This window comes from Ornithinimicrobium sp. (assembly GCF_035267225.1).
GTDB lineage: Bacteria > Actinomycetota > Actinomycetes > Actinomycetales > Dermatophilaceae > Ornithinicoccus.
Genome location: NZ_DATFMA010000085.1, coordinates 12,238 through 28,288, shown reverse-complemented (window position 1 = coordinate 28,288; position 16,051 = coordinate 12,238). Strand labels below are relative to the sequence as shown.

Sequence of the window (16,051 nt, the reverse complement as noted above, 5' to 3'; positions counted from 1 at the left end):
TCCACCGAGACCCGCTCGACGAAGACGTCCAAGATGCCGCCGCAGGTCAGGCCGACGGCGAAGGCGTCGTCATCACTGACGCCATAGCGCGTCAGCGTCGGCGTGCTCCTGGTCAACACGTCCTGGCCAAGGGTGTAGACGGCCCCCTCCACACATCCGCCGGAGACGGACCCGACCGCCGTGCCATCCGGCCCGATGAGCATGGAGGCTCCGGCGGGACGTGGAGCCGAGCGCCACGTGTCCACCACGGTGGCCATGGCGACGGGCTCCCCCGCCCGCCACCAGGTCAGCAGGTCAGGCAGCACCTCACGCACGCGCCACCACCTCCAACACCTCTTCGAAGGCGGTCAGCGAGTGACCGGCGACGAAATCGTCGACGTGCGGCAGCGCCGCCACGATTCCCCCCTGCACCGGGGAGTAGCCGGGACGTCCACGGTGCGGGTTGACCCACACCACCCGGTGGGCCATCGAGGCCAGCCGCCGAGCCTGCTCGCCCAACACCTCGGGGTGCGAGCGCTCCCACCCGTCGCTGAAGACGACGACGACGGCGCCACGTGCCATGCCGCGGCGACCCCAGCGGTCGAGGAAGGCGCCGAGCACCTCGCCGAGGCGTGTGCCTCCCGACCAGTCGGAGACGGTGTGGCCTGCTGTCACCAAGGCCTGGTCGGCATCCCGCAGGCGCAACGCGCGGGTGAGGTGGGTCAGCCGAGTGCCCATCGCAAAGACCTCGGTGTTGCGGGGCGCAGACTGCACGACGGTGTGCGCCAGGCGCAGCAGCGCATCGGCATAGGCGCTCATCGACCCGCTTGTGTCGACCAGGAGCACCACGCGCCTCGTCCGCATTCCGTGCTGTCGGCGCGCGACCACAGCCGGCTCCCCCATCCGTCGCAGCTGACCGCGGAGCGTGGCTGGTCCGTCGATCTCGCCTCGGTGCGCTCGTGCGTACCGCCGCGCCCGCCGGATGGGCGGGTGGGGGCGCAAGCGCGCGAACTCCCGCCGCAACGACGCCCGTTCGGCAGCAGTCAGTCGTGCGATGTCCCGGTGACGCAGCACCTCGCGGTTCGAGGAGACGGCCCTGACCATGTGGTCGTGATCGGTCTGAGGTTGACCATCGCCGTCCGGGGCGTCATCCCACGCCGCTTGCATGGCCGTGGGTGTGGGGGTCGAAGGGTAGGTCAGGCTGTGCATCTCGGCGCCACCGAACCACTGTGCGAAGACCTGGTCGAAGACGGCCAGGTCGGCCGGGGAAGCGGTCAGGGTGGCGCGGCCCGCCCAGTAGACACGGTCACGGTCGTCCACCCCCACCCGGGCCACCGCCCGCAAGAACAGCAGCGAGCGATCGGCGCTGACCATCACCCCAGCGGATCGCAGGGCACGCGTGAAGCCGAGCAGCAGCTCCTCCGCGGTCCAGGTCATGGCGTGAGCATCCGGTCCAGCGCGGCGAGGACGCGCGCCGTGTCCTCGCGGTACTTCACCGCGCTGCCCAGGGTGGCCGCGGCCACCTCGACGTCCAGTGAGCTACAGCCCAGCGCGTGCACGGCTCGCGCCCAGTCCAGCGTCTCGGCGACCCCGGGAGGTTTGATGAGCTCGCCCTCGAGACGCAGCTGCTGCACCGTCGTCACCACCTGGGCGGCGAGCTGCGCGGTCACCTCCGGCAGGCGACGACGGACGATGGCGACCTCGCGCTCCAAGCCTGGATGGTCGATCCAGTGGTACAGACAGCGCCGCTTGAGGGCGTCGTGCAGCTCCCGGGTCCGGTTGGAGGTCAGCACGACGAAGGGAGGCTCCTCGGCCGTGAGGGTGCCCACCTCCGGGATGGTGACCGACCAGGTCGAAAGGATCTCGAGCAGGAACGCCTCGAACTCGTCGTCGGCCCGGTCGATCTCGTCGATGAGCAGGACCGACCCGGGCTCTCGCGCGGCCCGCAAGAGCGGACGGGCCAACAGGAACCGCTCGTCGTAGAGCTCGGCTTCGAGCTCGCGGGTGACACCCCCCGAGGCCGCGGCTTCGATGGCACGCAGATGCAAGATCTGCCGCGGGAAGTCCCAGTCATAGAGCGCCTGGCTCGCGTCGATGCCCTCGTAACACTGCAACCGGATCACGGGCGCCCCCAGCACCTCCGCGACCGCCTCGGCGAGCGCGGTCTTGCCGGTGCCGGGTTCGCCCTCCACCAGCATGGGGCGCTGCAGAGCTTCCGCCAGGTAGGTCACGGTGGCCAGACCCTCGTCGGCCAGGTAGCCGGTCGCGGCGAGCGCTTCGGTCACCGACGCCGGGCTGGCCATGGCGTGCTTGCGGTTCATCATCACAGCATCATCGACTCACCGGCTCCTCGCTCAGCGGGGGCTCACGGCGAAAGGGCAGGGCGGCGGGTCGGGTGTGCGGGCACTGGCTGCTGTCCCAGCGCGCCGCTCCGGTCATGAAGGTGGTCCCCCCGTGCCACGGCGGTCAACCGTCAGATAGGCCGCCAGGTCCTCCGGTGTGTCCAGGTCGACGCCCGCCGCCAGATCACCACACTCCACCGGAACCGCGCCGTGCTCGCGCAGGTAGCGCCCCGCGCCTCGGTCCCCCTGCGCCGAGTCCATGACGCCCTGCCAGTGGTGCAGACCGATGAGGGCGGGGTGGCCTTCCCGACCGTTGTAGACGGCGCGCACGATCGCCTTGGACCAGGGCTGCTGGTCCGATGCCCGGTCCAGAATGCGCTCGATCACCGATGGTCCGACATCGGGCAGGTCCACCAGATGTGTCAGCGCCGCTACCGGACATCCCCGACCGCGCGCCGCCAGGGAGGCAAGCCCCGTGCGCAGCGATGCGCTCAGGCCGGACTCCCACTGCACACACTCCACGGTCGCCACCCGATCCCCCCAGCCGTCAGCCGACGCAGCCAGCTGGGCACCGATGGGATCCGCATCGGCGCCCAACACCACCAACACCTCTCGACAGCCACCCTGCAGCATCACCTCGACTCCATGCTCGACCAGTGTCCGGCCGCCGATCTCGACTCCAGCCTTGGGCCGGCCCATCCGGCTGCCTGCACCAGCAGCAAGGAGCAGACCGACGACGGACGGCACAGAAGTCATACCCGCAGTCTGGCCTACTCGCGGCCCGGCCGGGTGCTGCTGCGGCTTCCGACGGGCACGAACATCACCCTCGACCAGGCGCGACGCGCGAGACGGGGTTGGTCCCGCCGGGCCACGCCGAGAGCGTCAGGGAGGAGGCGACGCGTCCACGACGCGCTGGTGACGGTGCCGCGACGCGGCTGGTCTCTCCTGGTCCCCATGACTTCCGCACACCCGTGCGGACCGACGAGGAGGAGAGGGCGATGTCAGACTCACCGAGCGATCCCGACCGCGAGCACATCGGCGAGGAGGGCTCGCAGCAGGCCACGCCGGACATCCGCACCGGCTTCATCCGGGGCGACACCTTCACGCGCAAGGCGGTGCAGTACGAAGCGGTCAACGGCCGCGCGATGTTCGAAGGCGACATCTGCCTGGGCACGGTGGACGAGATGGAGCGCACCACGATGCGCGCATCGAGCGAAGACGACGCCATCGTCTCCGGCGTCGGCATCAGCGGAACACAGTTCCGCTGGCCCGACGCTCTGATGCCCTACGAGGTGGACAGCTCGCTGCCCAACCCCGGACGGGTCGCCGACGCCGTCGAGCACTGGGAGGACCGCACCCACCTGCGTTTCGTGCAGCGGACCTCGGCGAACGCCTCGCAGTACCCGAACTACGTGCGCGTCGTCGACGACGGCGGATGCTGGTCCTACGTCGGGATGCGCGGTGGGGAACAGCTCCTCAGCCTCGGCTCCGGCTGTGGTGTCGGAAGCGCGATCCACGAGTTCGGCCACGCCTGGGGCCATTGGCACGAGCAGAGCCGGGAAGACCGCGACACCTACGTCCGCATCCTGTGGCAGAACATCGAGGCCGGCAGAGAGCACAACTTCAACCAGCACATCTCGGACGGAGACGACATCGGCTCCTACGACTACGGCTCGATCATGCACTACGGACGCAAGGCGTTCGGCATCGGCAACCGCGTCACCATCGAGCAGCTGCGCAGCGGGCCGACCATCGGCCAGCGCAACGGACTCTCGGCCGGCGACATCGCCGCGGCACACGCCATGTACACCGAGCGACACACCAACGTGGCCGTCTCCATGGTCTTCGCGACACCGCACAGCAAGAACGCGTGGGCGCATCTCGCCGGGGCGGGGTGGCGCAAGATCGACGGCACCTCCACCGACGGCGTCAGCAACACCTTCGCCGTGCTGGCCTTGGCCCGAGCGAACGACCGCCGGGTCCGCGCGGACACCATCGGCCGCACGCTCCTCGTCGCCTACGGCCTCTAGCCAGGCGGCTCCCCCATCACCCCACCCACACCGGACCGCGCTGCAGCCCGGATACACACCGAAGGAGAGATCATGACCAACACCGCCATCAACAGCGTCTTCGCTACTCCCCACAGCAAGAACGCGTGGGCCTACCCCGCCTCGGAGTCGAGCTGGCGCAAGATCAAGGGCAACAGCACCGACGGGGTGAGCAACACCTTCCTGCTGCTGGCCCTGGCCCGCGCCCACAACCGGAGCGCGAACGTCACGATCGCCTCCAACGAGATCACCGAGGTGTACCTGTAGCCCCGGCGCCAGGCACGCAGAGCACCCCACGACAGAGAAGAGGATCCGATGAGCACCACAGTGACCGTGAAGGTGGAGGCCCCTGTTGACGGGGCCGAGACCGACCAGGCACCCGCACCGACACACTTGCCCGACGCCGAGGAGATGCAGGGTTCGCGGGGTATCTCCACCGCCGAGTCCGACGCCGGGTCCGCGGGCCCCGCGCCGGACATGGACGTCGCGCACCTGGAGTCGGCCGGCACCGACGCCGACGCCGACGCCTCGAGCGGGCCGGCCCCCAGCCTGGATCCGTCGTAGACCTTCGCGACCCCCGGTCCAGCGCCTGCCCTGTCAGAGTGGGGCAGGCGCTGAGCCATGTCCAGAAGTCACCGAGGAAGGAGGCCGCAGGCCCATGCCCTCTCTCCGGTGCACCGTTGTCCTGACCGACCCACCCGCCAGGCGAGCTGCCGGTCGCTTGGACCTCGAGGTGGTCGAGATCGGTTACGCGGACCGACCCGCGCTGGTGGTGGGGCGTTCCTCGGTCTTGGCGGCGACGGACGAAGCCGGTCCATCCGGCCGGCGATGGGTCATCGACGTGCACGAACCGGCGGGGTCGTACGCGGTGCAAGCCCACTGGGCGCTGGCCAGCGAGGAGCCGAACGGGGTCGGCAACTACCGGACGATGGAGCACATCGGGGTCTCAGACGCTGCCTGGCGCGGTGAGGACGTGATCACGGTCCCGCTGCGACGGATCGGCTGACCACGCTGGAGCGACGGTGGATCGACCGCGTCACGAACGCCACCGCCGGACCCGCGTCCAAGCCCAGCTCGCGCCTCATCCGCGACGCGTACTCCCGCACGGTCACCAGGGCCTGCCCGGGATTGCCCTCGGCCAGGTAGACGTCGGCCAAGAGCAGGTGGGCGCTTTCACGGTAGGGCTCGGCCTCGATGACGATCCGGCAGGCGACCTCGGCGTCGAGGAAACGTTTCTGGTCCGCCCGGTCCTGCGCCAGGCACTCCAGAGCTCGCACGCAGGTCAGCCACAGATCGTGACGCGGGCCGGCCAGCCACGCCTCGTCCCAGGTCGGCAGCAGCGGTCGGGGAGCGAGCTCGTCGAGCGCGGGTGACGACCCCGGCCCGTGACTGCCGCCGCCTCCGGCCAGCACGGCGCGCGCTCGGTGCCAGCGGTGCCGGACATCGACGTGCATCCGTTCGTCCAGGCTCAACCACATCCCTGAGCCCTCGACGAGGTCGGTCCCGACCCTGCGCAGCCGGTAGAGGGCATCACGCACGCGAGCCAGGGCATCGGTCGGTTGCAGGTCGGGCCAGAGATCACAGGCGACCCGCTCCCGGGACACGGGGCGGTCCTGGATGGCCAGGTAGGCGCTCAGGCGCTGGGCGGAGCGGCAGACCTCGACGTTCCGCCCCTCCATCTGCAGCCGGAAACCCCCGAGCAGGCTGAGGGCGGCCATTCCGGGGTCCGCAGTCCTGCCGGGTGCCCCTGTGGCCCCCTTGGCGATGAGTGCCGGCATGATCGCCTCCCTGTCCTGTTCCCCTCAGAACGAGGAGGGGCGGGGGCTCCGCGCGATACGTGCGCAGGTGCGACAGCCCTCGCTGCGGTGGGCGCGAGACCGGCCGTCCCCGGCGGTGCCAGGCGTCAGGGTCATGCGGTCGCGTCGAGGAGCTTGAGGACGGTGTTGTGGTTGCGCATGGTGCCGACCACGCCCAGGTTCCGCTCGAACCATGCGCCGGTGTAGGGCGTCTCCGCCGCCGAGCCGGCGAGCTTCAGGTACGTGTGCGCTCCGGCGACCGCGATGTCGTCCGGGGAGTCCTTGCGCTTCAGACTCGTCACCGCCGCCTCGAGCGGGGCACGGTCGCAGAACATCGTGTGCACCGCACGACCCTCCAGCAGACCGTCGTGGACGTCGTCGGCCCAGGGGTTGTCCTGCATCGCCTGCAGCAACGACGCATGGGTCCGCATCACCACCGCGATGACGCCGAACCGCTCGGCCAGCGACACCTCGAGCGACCGCCGGGTGGCCTCGAGGTCTTTCGGAGCGCTCATGACGATGTTGCCGGTCGCGAGCACGGTACGCACCTCAGCGCACCCGAGGTCGGTGGCCAGAGCTCTGAGCCAGTCCATCTTCATCCGGTTGCCGCCGACGTTCACACTGCGCAGAAGCGCGACCACGTCAGCCACGGCTCAGCGACCTCTCGGTGGTGAAGACCCGGTGCTCCCCGGTCACGGGGTCCTTGAACTCCAGCCGCTGCGACAGCAGCTGCAGCGGTTCGGAGAAGTCGCCTACCGCCAGACCGCGCACCTGCGGATAGAGGGGGTCGCCCAGGATGGGCATCCCCAGCCCCGCGCAGTGCACTCGCAGCTGGTGGGTCCGCCCGGTGTAGGGCGTCAGGCGGTAGGTGCACACCTCGGCATCGCAGTCGAGCCGCTCGATGAACGTGCGCGCGTTCGGCTCCCCCGGCACGACCCGCGCCTGGAGCTGACCGCGCTGCTTGACGAGCCGGTTGCTCACCGTCACCGACCCGTCCCAGGACGCCAGCCGGGGAGCCAGGGCCAGGTAGGTCTTGTGCACAAGGCGCTCGGCGAAGAGCTGCTGGTAGGCACCACGCAGCTCGGGCCGGATGACCAGCAGCATCACGCCGGCGGTGAGGCGGTCCAGTCGGTGCGCCGGGACAACTCGCGGCAGGTCGTGCTGCTGCCGGAGCCTGGTCACGACGGTCTGGCTCACGTGAGCCCCCCGCGGCATCGTGGCCAGGAAGTGCGGCTTGTCGACGACGACGATGTCGTCGTCCTGGTGCAGGATGTCGAGCTCGAAGGGGACCTCGACCTCCGGTTGCACGTCGCGGTAGAGGAACACGACCTCGCCACCCCGGTAGCCCGTCTGCTCGTCCACCACTGTGCCGTCTCCCAAGACCACCTCGCCCGCCTCGACGCGCCCGTGCACGCTCTCCGCGGGCGTGCCGGTGCGCTCCCGCAGGAACTCGACCACGGTCGCCCACGGCCCACCCGGCGGCATGCGCACCCGAGCAGGCCCGATCCCGTCACGGTCGGGCAGCGGATGCTCTCGGCGTCTACTCAGGTCGTCGTCCTTCGGCTGCAGCCCATGCTGGCGCGGGTGCCCTCAGGTGCGGGTGAGCTTGCGGTAGGTGACGCGGTGGGGCCGAGCGGCCTCGACGCCGAGCCGCTGGACCTTGTTCTGCTCGTAGGCGCCGAAGTTGCCCTCGAACCAGTACCACCGGTCCGGGTCCTCTTCGGTGCCCTCGTAGGCCAGGATGTGGGTGCACACGCGGTCCAGGAACCACCGGTCGTGGCTGATCACCACGGCGCAGCCGGGGAAGTTCAGCAGCGCGTTCTCCAGCGAGCCGAGCGTCTCCACGTCGAGGTCGTTGGTGGGCTCGTCCAGCAGCAGCAGGTTGCCGCCCTGCTTCAGGGTCAGCGCCAGGTTGAGCCGGTTGCGCTCCCCGCCGGAGAGCACACCCGCCTTCTTCTGCTGGTCGGGGCCCTTGAAGCCGAACTGGGAGACGTAGGCCCGGGACGGGATCTCGACCTTGCCGACCTCGATGAAGTCATTGCCGTCCGAGACAACCTCCCACAATGACTTCTCCGGGTCGATACCACCGCGGCTCTGGTCGACGTAGGAGATGGTCACCGTGTCGCCGACCCTGACCGAGCCGGCATCCGGCTCCTCCATGCCCACGATGGTCTTGAACAAGGTCGTCTTGCCGACGCCGTTCGGGCCGATGACGCCGACGATGCCGTTACGGGGCAGGGTGAAGCTGAGGTCGCCGATCAGGACACGTTGCCCGAAACCCTTCTTCAGGTCGTCGACCTCGATGACCTGGGCGCCCAGCCGGGGCCCGGGCGGGATCGCGATCTCCTCGAAGTCCAGCTTGCGCGTCTTGTCGGCCTCCGCCGCCATCTCCTCGTAGCGCGCCAGACGCGCCTTGTTCTTGGTCTGCTTGGCCTTGGCGTTGGAGCGGACCCAGTCCAGCTCCTTCTCCAGCCGCTTGGCCAGCTTGGCGTCCTTCTTGCCCTGGACCGCCAGCCGCTCACGCTTCTTCTCCAGGTACGTGGAGTAGTTGCCCTCGTAGGGGTACAGGCGTCCGCGATCGACCTCGGCGATCCACTGCGCCACGTTGTCCAGAAAGTACCGGTCGTGCGTGACGGCGAGCACGGCGCCGGGATAGGAGGCGAGGTGCTGCTCGAGCCACTGCACACTCTCGGCGTCCAGGTGGTTGGTGGGCTCGTCCAGCAAGAGCAGGTCCGGCTTGGAGAGCAGGAGCTTGCACAACGCCACGCGCCGGCGCTCCCCACCGGAGAGCACGGTGACGTCGGAGTCCGGCGGGGGGCACTGCAGGGCGTCCATGGCCTGCTCGAGCTGGGAGTCCAGGTCCCACGCGTCGGCGGCGTCGATGTCCTCCTGCAGCGTGCCCATCTCGGCCATGAGCGCGTCGAAGTCGGCGTCCGGCTCGGCCATCTCCTCGGAGATCGCGTTGTACCGGTCGAGCTTGCTCTTGATCGGCCCGACCCCCTCCTCGACGTTGCCCAGCACCGTCTTGTCCTCGTTCAGCGGTGGCTCCTGGAGCAGGATGCCGACGGTGTACCCAGGGGTCAGGCGTGCTTCGCCGTTGGAGGGCTGGTCCAGACCGGCCATGATCTTCAGGATCGTCGACTTGCCGGCACCGTTCGGGCCGACCACACCGATCTTGGCACCCGGGTAGAACGACATCGTGACGTCATCGAGGATGACCTTGTCGCCGTGGGCCTTTCGGGCGCGGCTCATCGTGTAAATAAACTCGGCCATGAGCCCAGGCTAACCGCCGCGCACCCCCGGTCCGAATCCCACGGCCGCTCACCCGGTGCGTGCGGCCTCGAGCTGCTGCCGGGTCTGGCGGTGTCGCTGCAGCACGGCCGTCACCGGGTCGTGCACGTGCTTGCGGGCGACGCCGTCGATGGCGGCGTCCATCCGCTCCCGCACCATCGCGTGTCTGCGGGTGGCGCCGGCTCGCGCCACCACTCTGCCCAGGGCGGCCAGCGCGAGCCCGGTCACGATCCCCCCGACGAGGAGCAGGAGGGGAACGGGGACGGGGCCCCACAGAGGCACGTCCAGGTCGATCTGGGCCCACTGCAGCGCGAAGAGCGCCGTAAGCCAACCGGCTCCCACGACCAACGCGACCGCCAACACCAGCTGCACGAGGTTCCAAGCGGCCCACCACAGCGGGTCCTTGCCGCGCAACGGCGTGTTCATCACCGCCTGGTCCAGCGCGTCACCCAAGGAGGAGTCGTCCGGGGTGGCAGCAGCCGCGACGGCGTCGTTCCACCGTCGAGGCAGTCCGTGGGCGGCTCGGTCCGCCAGTGCCCGGGTGGCCACCTCGACCGCGGATCGCGCTGCCGGGGTGGCCGGGGGAAGCGAGGAGCGTCCTAGCACCGCCTGCACGTCCTCGGCCGCGATGGCGGAGCCCGCAGGGGTGGCCTGCTTGCCCAGGCGCAGGCGACGCAACGGGTCCGGGCGCGCCGCCGCCAGCCAGCGCGTGAACGGCCACCCGGTGCGCGCGGCGCTCTGCCGTAGGTAGTCCTTGCGCACGGCGCTGAGCACGACGGGAACACCGGCCGCCCGGGCCAGAGCCGCGTTCAGCTGCCCGGAGGCCTCCGGGCCGAGCTCGGGCTCGATGTCGGCCACTCCGGCCTGCAGGCGACGCGCCGCGGCGACGACGTCACCGGTCAGGCGCTGCTCGGCGGCGTTGCGGGCACCGACCACCTCCCCGACCCGGCGTCGCAGCTCTGCGACGCCCACGCCGAGCCGCGCCGAGGAGGGGATGACCTCGAAGTCGCCTGCCCCGTCAGCCTTGACCAGCGAGCGGAGGTCGTCGGCGATCTGCCCCACGGCACGCTCGTCCACCCGGTCCATCTGGTTGAGCACCACGATCATCACTCCGTCGTGGTCGCGCAGGGTCGACAGATACTCTTCGTGCAGGCGGGCATCCGCGTACTTCTGTGGGTCGGTGACCCAGACGAAGACGTCAGATCGCTGCAGGACGCGGTCGGCCTCCACCCGGTGCGCAGCCTCCCGCGAGTCGAAGTCGGGGAGGTCGATCAGCACGAGGCCGTCCATCTCATCCTTCTCCTCGCTCGGCCCGGCCACGACCTCGTGCCGCAGGGGCACACCCAGCCACTCGAGCAGCTCACCACTGTCCTCGTCGCCCCAGACGGCGGCGGTCGCCTTCGCGGTCGTCGGGCGCCGCGCTCCCACCGTGGCGACCTCGGCGTCCGCGAGCAGGTTGAACAGGCTGGACTTGCCGGAACCGGTCGCCCCGGCCAGGCTCACCACGGTGCGCCCACCCTTGAGCGCCCAGCGGTCGCGTACCCGGGCGATCAGGTCCCTGGCCTCGCCGACGTCGCCGGGGTCGAGCTCGTCACCGCCGACGTCCAACGCCTCGGTCAGCTGGTCGGCCCGCCAGAGCAGCGAATGGCCACCGCCTTGCTGCTCACCCTTCGCCGCCCTGGGCGTCACCGGCTCGCCTCCACCTCGGCGCTGGCGGCCGCGACATCCTCGATCGCGGTCCGCGACAGCGGTACCTCATCGAGCGCGGCCTCGTACCGCCCTCGCTCCTGGGCCAAGAGCTCCTCGACCCGGCGGATCAGCGCGGCCCGGGCCTTGCGTGCCATCGCGCGGACGGCCTCGTCGCCGAAGACCGCCTCGAGCAGGCGCTGGGCCAACAGCGCCGATCCTCCGGCGATCGCGACCTCGGCCCCGGTCAGGCCAGCCGTGGCACTGAAGACGATGAGCATGAGCATCACGGCCAGGCCGTTCACCCCGAAGGCCAGGTAGCGAGCGGTGGCACGTTTGCGTCCCGCCTGGTCGCGCACCAGGTCCAACACCTCCTTCTGCCAGTCCCGCAGCAGCCGCTCCACCCGCTCGTCCAGGTCCGGCGAGGGCTTGGCGAGCTCAGGGTGTTGCTGCACCAGGGGCTCCCCCCCGGCGCTGGAGCGCCAAGCACGTGACGCGGTGCTGGCTCCGAGCTGAGCCTGAGCCGTGATGAGCGCCGCCGCGCCCGACTGAAGGGCGTCGCCCAGCGGTTCGGTGGACACCGGCTTGCCGGTCACCCATGCGGTGACACGGTCGCGGGCGCGCGAGATGCCGGCCTCGACCTGCCTCAGGAACTCCCCGGTCCCCACCAGCTCCTGCCAGCGCGCCAGCACCTCACCGCGTAGCAGGGAGCCGTCCTCCATGCCCTCGTTGACTCCGGCCACGGCGTCGTCGTAGGCCGCGTGCGCGGCGGCACGAAGGTGGTCGCGCGCTTGGACCTGCGCCGCCGCGGCGGCGTTGAGGTCCGCCGACCGCGAGCTCAGCGAGGAGAGCGCCCCGGCCAGGGTCCGGCGGATGACGACCGAGCGCGCTCTGGCGTCACCAGCCACCGAGCTCAGCCATCCGGACAGCCGCGCGACCTGCTTGGCCGGCAGTGTCCCCTCGGCGGTGAGGGCGACCTCGGCCACCGTGAAGATCGGGGACTTGCCCAGGCCATGCTCACGCAGCATCTGGGACAGATGCAGCCGGATCTCCTCCATCGCCTCCGGTGGGACACGGTTCAGCACGATGGCCACCGAGGTCCCGCGCTCCGCGGCTTGGCGCAGCAGCTCCCACGGCACCGCGTCCGCGTACCGGGCCGCGGTGGTGACGAAGAGCCACAGGTCAGCCGCAGCCAGCAGCTGTCGCGACAGTTCGCGGTTGGCCCGCACCACCGAGTCGATGTCGGGAGCGTCGAGCAACGCGAGGCCGGATGCGAGAGCCTCGGCGGGGACCAGACGCACCGCCGACGGGTCGTGCCGCTCGCGAGCCGCGCCAGTGACCCGGGCCAGGCCCGGAAGCACCCGGGAGTCCACGAACCATCGGCGGTCCTGCGGATGGTGGACCAGGACCGAGGAGAGAGTCGTCGGGCGCAGCACTCCGGACTTGCTCACCTCGTGGCCGACCACCGAGTTCACCAGGGTCGACTTGCCCGCCCCGGTGGAGCCGCCGACCACGCAGAGCAGCGGAGCGTCCAGGGAGCGCAGCCGCGGCAGCACGTAGTCGTCGAGCTGCTGCACCAGTGCGCGACGGCCGGACCGTGCCTCGTCCACGTCAGGAATCTGTAACGGTAGACGGAGCTGGGTCGCGGCGCCCCGGAGATGCTCTACCGCCGCGAGCAGCCTGCCGTCAGCGTCGCCGTCACGGGGGTTCACGGTCACAGTCTGAGGGGTCGATGCAGCCCCACCAAGGCGAACCGCCGCGTCGTACGGGTGGATGCGGCGCCCCCGGCAGGACTCGAACCTGCAACCTACGGATTAGAAGGCCGGTGCTCTCTCCATTGAGCTACGGGGGCCGACGGGCCGAAACGGCCACCGGTCAGTCTAGGCGCGGATACGATCTGCGGTCATGGAACCCGAGTCCGAGCTCGCCCCGCTTCGTGAGCAGATCGACGACGTGGACCAAGCCGTGTTGGACCTGCTGGCCCGACGGTTGCAGCTGGTGGCGCAGGTCGGTGAGATCAAGGGACGCCACGGGTTGCCGATCTATGCCCCGGAACGAGAGCGGGTGATGATCGGCGCGCGTCGCGCCCAGGCCGAGGCGCGGGGCGTGCCGGGAGACCTCATCGAGGACATTCTCCGCCGGTGCATGCGCGAGGCCTACGCCCACGAGAAGAACATGGGCTTCACCCAACAGGCACCCGACCTCGGGCCGGCGGTCGTCGTCGGTGGCGCGGGCGGGATGGGGGCCATGTGGGTGCGGATGCTGGGCCTGTCCGGCTACCAGGTGCGCGTGCTCGACCTGCCGCAGTCCCACCGCTCCGCCGAGCTGCTGGACGGGGCCGGTCTGGTCGTCATCGCGGTGCCGATCCACGACACGGTCGAGGTGATCGAGGCCCTGCCGCCGTTGCCGCAGGACTGCCTGCTGGTCGACCTGACCTCGGTGAAGACAGCCCCGCTGGAGGCCATGCTGCGAGTGCACCCGGGGCCGGTGCTGGGCCTGCACCCCATGTTCGGCCCCGACGTGGACTCGTTCGCCAAGCAGGTGGTCGCGTGCTGTGCGGGCCGTGACGCCGAGGCCTCAGCATGGTTGGTGGAGCAGATCCGCCTGTGGGGTGCTCGGGTGCACGAGGTCAGCGCCGAGGACCACGACGCCGCGATGGGTCTGATCCAGGTGTTGCGCCACTTCTCCACCTTCGCCTACGGCTCGCACCTGGCGCACGAGGACCGAGGGCTCGCCGACCTGCTGGCGCTGTCGTCGCCGATCTACCGGCTGGAGCTGGTCATGGTCGGGCGCCTGTTCGCCCAGAGCCCTGACCTGTACTACGACATCATCACCGCATCGTCAGCCAGTCTGGAGCTCATCGAGCGTTACCACGAACGGTTCGGGCAGGCGTTGCAGCTGGTGCGGCGAGGCGACCGCGAGGAGTTCCTCAGGGAGTTCGCCACCATCGGCGAATGGTTCGGCTCCTACGCCCAACGGTTCCTGGATGAGTCCACGTCGCTGCTGGCCCACGCGGACGCGACGCGCTAGCGCCCGGCTGAGGGCGGCAGCGACCGCAGCACCGCACGGTGCTGTTCCGCAACGCCCAGCAGGCGGTGCTCTCGCGCCGCCCACCAAGAGGAGCGAGCACCGTGCTCCAGGTGCTCGCGAGCGATGGCCAGCTCGGCCGACTCGTCCTGGAAGGCACGCATGGCCGCCTCTCCGGCGGGGCCATAGCGGGCTCTGGCCCACCTGCGCGCCTGCCGCCGCTGCGACGGCGAGATGAGCATTGCGACCTCGGCCGGGGTGAACCACCCGTTCAAGCCGTAGGCAGTGAGGTGCTCGCGCAAGGTGCGCACCTCGCGTTGGCGCGCCCAGACCAACAGTCCGAGAAACCCAGCGAACAACGGAACCTGCACCAGCAGATACACCCACAGCCACGCTTCTACCCCGGCCGCTGCGTTCCACAGGGCGTGCGCCGTGACGGCGACCAGATACCCGAGCAGCGGCACCAGGGCGTAGCGCCACTGCCGTCGATGAGCCACCAGGCCCAGAGCGAGCCCGAAGCACACAGTGAACATCGGGTGGGCGAACGGCGTGAACAGACAGCGCAGAACGAACACGGACACCAGACCCGGCTGGCCGAGCTGTTCGTAGCCCTGACCGAGGTAGAAGATGTCCTCGACGAAGGCGAAGCCGATCGCCACCAGACCGGCGTAGGTGATGCCGTCCACGATGCCGTTGAACTCACGCCGTGCCACAAGGAAGATCACGAGCACGCCGAGGCCCTTGAAGAGCTCCTCGACCACCGGGGCCACCACGACGGCGCCGATGAGGCCAACGTCGAGCCCCCGGGCCGCCACGGCATCCAGCGCGGCCAGACTCACCACGAGGCTGCCGGTCGTGGCCACCAGGGCACCCCAGCCGAAGGCGAACCACAACAGAGCAGGAGGCTCGGCCTCGAGGCGGTCCACCCACAAGAAGGCCGGGACGACGATGCCGATCACTGTGGTCGAGATGACGGCAGCGAGCAGGAACCCGGCCACCCCGATGCTTTCGGTCAGCAGAACGACCAGCGCGAGGGCGGCGAGCAGGAAGATCGTCCCGCTCGGACCCCACACAAGAAGCCGGCGCACCAGCGGCCGACGAGTCTCGTTGGGCCCCACCATCCCTCGGGTTTCGGGGTCCATGAGCGCAGACTATAGGCCGGATCCTCCCCAGCGAGGGTGGTTACTCTCGCCCTATGAGCACCGAAAACGCGGCTGCGGGGACCTCCGACCGCCTCGTCTGGATCGACTGCGAGATGACCGGGCTGGACCCGTCCGCGGACGCCCTCATCGAGGTCGCCGCCTTGGTCACCGACATCGAGCTGACGGTGTTGGGCGAGGGGGTGCAGGTGGTGGTGCGGCCCCCGGAGAAGGCACTGAGTCAGATGGGGGACTTCGTCCGGGAGATGCACGTGGCCAGTGGTCTGCTGGACCAGCTCGACGAGGGCCTCACGCTCCAGGAGGCATGCGAACAGGTGCTCGCCTACGTCCGTCACTGGGTGCCCGAGGCCAACAAGGCGCCGCTGGCCGGGAACACAGTCAGCACCGACCGCATCTTCCTCGCCCGGGACATGCCCGAGCTCGAGCAGCACCTGCACTACCGGATCGTCGACGTCTCCTCGATCAAGGAGCTGGCGCGCAGGTGGTATCCCCGCGCCTACTACAACTCCCCGACCAAGACCGGCGGCCACCGGGCCCTCGGCGATATCCAGGACAGCATCGCCGAGCTGCGCTACTACCGGCGGGCAGTGTTCCGCGATCCGCCCGGGCTCGACACCTCGGCCCTGCGCGCCCTCAAGACTCCGTAGCCGGCAGGCAGAGCCCTTTTCGGCTCGGATGAGCCACGGGCGTCTGGTTGCGAGCCACAAGACCAGGATGCAGAC

The 16,051-nt window shown here is 70.0% G+C and carries 17 protein-coding genes and 1 tRNA gene; 6 read left to right on the top strand and 12 right to left on the bottom strand.

Annotated features, from left to right (window positions below):
- The 4 genes from VJ976_RS08140 to VJ976_RS08125 all read right to left on the bottom strand — a co-directional run.
- On the bottom strand, positions 1–314 hold a 314-nt coding region (locus VJ976_RS08140; protein ID WP_324099619.1), incomplete at its 3' end, for an XdhC family protein.
- Positions 307–1,416, bottom strand: coding sequence for a vWA domain-containing protein (locus tag VJ976_RS08135; protein ID WP_324099618.1), 1,110 nt, complete (start codon positions 1,414–1,416; stop codon positions 307–309). The genes VJ976_RS08140 and VJ976_RS08135, both read right to left, overlap by 8 nt.
- Positions 1,413–2,300 carry an AAA family ATPase gene (locus VJ976_RS08130; protein ID WP_414693598.1) on the bottom strand — a complete coding sequence of 296 codons (888 nt, stop codon included), beginning with the start codon at positions 2,298–2,300 and terminating at the stop codon, positions 1,413–1,415. The genes VJ976_RS08135 and VJ976_RS08130 overlap by 4 nt, the downstream gene beginning before the upstream one ends.
- A 114-nt stretch (positions 2,301–2,414) precedes the next feature.
- Positions 2,415–3,077, bottom strand: a complete 663-nt coding sequence (locus tag VJ976_RS08125; RefSeq protein ID WP_324099616.1) for a nucleotidyltransferase family protein — start codon at positions 3,075–3,077, stop codon at positions 2,415–2,417.
- A 242-nt stretch (positions 3,078–3,319) separates the two neighbouring features.
- Here VJ976_RS08125 and VJ976_RS08120 point away from each other — a divergent pair, with 242 nt between their 5' ends.
- From VJ976_RS08120 to VJ976_RS08105, 4 genes are all read left to right on the top strand, one after another.
- Positions 3,320–4,351 (top strand): M12 family metallopeptidase, encoded by a 1,032-nt coding sequence (locus VJ976_RS08120; RefSeq protein ID WP_324099615.1) that lies wholly within the window; start codon positions 3,320–3,322, stop codon positions 4,349–4,351.
- 72 nt (positions 4,352–4,423) lie between these two features.
- Positions 4,424–4,636 carry a hypothetical protein gene (locus VJ976_RS08115; protein ID WP_324099614.1) on the top strand — a complete coding sequence of 71 codons (213 nt, stop codon included), beginning with the start codon at positions 4,424–4,426 and terminating at the stop codon, positions 4,634–4,636.
- 48 nt (positions 4,637–4,684) lie between these two features.
- Entirely contained in the window at positions 4,685–4,933 is a 249-nt protein-coding gene (locus VJ976_RS08110; protein WP_324099613.1) for a hypothetical protein, read from the top strand.
- 94 nt (positions 4,934–5,027) lie between these two features.
- Complete coding sequence (locus tag VJ976_RS08105; RefSeq protein ID WP_324099612.1) at positions 5,028–5,375, top strand: hypothetical protein; 348 nt, start codon at positions 5,028–5,030, stop codon at positions 5,373–5,375.
- Here VJ976_RS08105 and VJ976_RS08100 read toward each other — a convergent pair.
- The 7 genes from VJ976_RS08100 to VJ976_RS08070 form a co-directional block, all read right to left on the bottom strand.
- Entirely contained in the window at positions 5,347–6,147 is an 801-nt protein-coding gene (locus VJ976_RS08100; RefSeq protein ID WP_324099611.1) for an AfsR/SARP family transcriptional regulator, read from the bottom strand. The two genes, VJ976_RS08105 and VJ976_RS08100, sit on opposite strands and share 29 nt — an antisense overlap.
- A 131-nt stretch (positions 6,148–6,278) precedes the next feature.
- Positions 6,279–6,815, bottom strand: coding sequence for a DUF1697 domain-containing protein (locus VJ976_RS08095; protein ID WP_324099610.1), 537 nt, complete (start codon positions 6,813–6,815; stop codon positions 6,279–6,281).
- Positions 6,808–7,650: a pseudouridine synthase gene (locus tag VJ976_RS08090; RefSeq protein ID WP_324099620.1), complete on the bottom strand. Its 843-nt coding sequence runs from the start codon at positions 7,648–7,650 to the stop codon at positions 6,808–6,810. The genes VJ976_RS08095 and VJ976_RS08090 overlap by 8 nt, the downstream gene beginning before the upstream one ends.
- 105 nt (positions 7,651–7,755) lie before the next feature.
- Positions 7,756–9,438 (bottom strand): energy-dependent translational throttle protein EttA, encoded by a 1,683-nt coding sequence (gene ettA / locus VJ976_RS08085; protein ID WP_324099609.1) that lies wholly within the window; start codon positions 9,436–9,438, stop codon positions 7,756–7,758.
- A 48-nt stretch (positions 9,439–9,486) separates the two neighbouring features.
- Complete coding sequence (locus VJ976_RS08080) at positions 9,487–11,145, bottom strand: GTPase (RefSeq protein ID WP_324099608.1); 1,659 nt, start codon at positions 11,143–11,145, stop codon at positions 9,487–9,489.
- Positions 11,142–12,854 carry a dynamin family protein gene (locus VJ976_RS08075; RefSeq protein WP_324099607.1) on the bottom strand — a complete coding sequence of 571 codons (1,713 nt, stop codon included), beginning with the start codon at positions 12,852–12,854 and terminating at the stop codon, positions 11,142–11,144. Before VJ976_RS08075 ends, VJ976_RS08080 begins: the two co-directional genes overlap by 4 nt.
- Positions 12,855–12,921: 67 nt before the next feature.
- Positions 12,922–12,994 (bottom strand) — tRNA-Arg (locus tag VJ976_RS08070).
- Positions 12,995–13,047: 53 nt separating this feature from the next.
- On the opposite strand from VJ976_RS08070, the gene tyrA reads away from it, so the two are divergent.
- Complete coding sequence (tyrA, locus tag VJ976_RS08065) at positions 13,048–14,172, top strand: bifunctional chorismate mutase/prephenate dehydrogenase (protein WP_324099606.1); 1,125 nt, start codon at positions 13,048–13,050, stop codon at positions 14,170–14,172.
- On the opposite strand, the gene VJ976_RS08060 is transcribed toward tyrA, so the two are convergent.
- Positions 14,169–15,311, bottom strand: coding sequence for a PrsW family intramembrane metalloprotease (locus VJ976_RS08060; RefSeq protein ID WP_324099605.1), 1,143 nt, complete (start codon positions 15,309–15,311; stop codon positions 14,169–14,171). The two genes, tyrA and VJ976_RS08060, sit on opposite strands and share 4 nt — an antisense overlap.
- A gap of 53 nt (positions 15,312–15,364) precedes the next feature.
- Here VJ976_RS08060 and orn point away from each other — a divergent pair, with 53 nt between their 5' ends.
- Positions 15,365–15,976, top strand: a complete 612-nt coding sequence (gene orn / locus VJ976_RS08055) for an oligoribonuclease (protein ID WP_324099604.1) — start codon at positions 15,365–15,367, stop codon at positions 15,974–15,976.
- Positions 15,977–16,051 lie beyond the last annotated feature (75 nt).

Bases quoted from the DNA above. Each gene is read 5' to 3' on its own strand.
- VJ976_RS08100 (WP_324099611.1), bottom strand. From the start codon at position 6,147: ATGCCGGCACTCATCGCCAAGGGGGCCACAGGGGCACCCGGCAGGACT.
- orn (WP_324099604.1), top strand. From the start codon at position 15,365: ATGAGCACCGAAAACGCGGCTGCGGGGACCTCCGACCGCCTCGTCTGG.
- VJ976_RS08090 (WP_324099620.1), bottom strand. From the start codon at position 7,650: ATGCCGCCGGGTGGGCCGTGGGCGACCGTGGTCGAGTTCCTGCGGGAG.
- VJ976_RS08115 (WP_324099614.1), top strand. From the start codon at position 4,424: ATGACCAACACCGCCATCAACAGCGTCTTCGCTACTCCCCACAGCAAG.
- ettA (WP_324099609.1), bottom strand. From the start codon at position 9,438: ATGGCCGAGTTTATTTACACGATGAGCCGCGCCCGAAAGGCCCACGGC.
- VJ976_RS08120 (WP_324099615.1), top strand. From the start codon at position 3,320: ATGTCAGACTCACCGAGCGATCCCGACCGCGAGCACATCGGCGAGGAG.
- VJ976_RS08130 (WP_414693598.1), bottom strand. From the start codon at position 2,300: ATGAACCGCAAGCACGCCATGGCCAGCCCGGCGTCGGTGACCGAAGCG.
- VJ976_RS08135 (WP_324099618.1), bottom strand. From the start codon at position 1,416: ATGACCTGGACCGCGGAGGAGCTGCTGCTCGGCTTCACGCGTGCCCTG.
- VJ976_RS08060 (WP_324099605.1), bottom strand. From the start codon at position 15,311: ATGGACCCCGAAACCCGAGGGATGGTGGGGCCCAACGAGACTCGTCGG.
- VJ976_RS08105 (WP_324099612.1), top strand. From the start codon at position 5,028: ATGCCCTCTCTCCGGTGCACCGTTGTCCTGACCGACCCACCCGCCAGG.
- tyrA (WP_324099606.1), top strand. From the start codon at position 13,048: ATGGAACCCGAGTCCGAGCTCGCCCCGCTTCGTGAGCAGATCGACGAC.
- VJ976_RS08125 (WP_324099616.1), bottom strand. From the start codon at position 3,077: ATGACTTCTGTGCCGTCCGTCGTCGGTCTGCTCCTTGCTGCTGGTGCA.
- VJ976_RS08110 (WP_324099613.1), top strand. From the start codon at position 4,685: ATGAGCACCACAGTGACCGTGAAGGTGGAGGCCCCTGTTGACGGGGCC.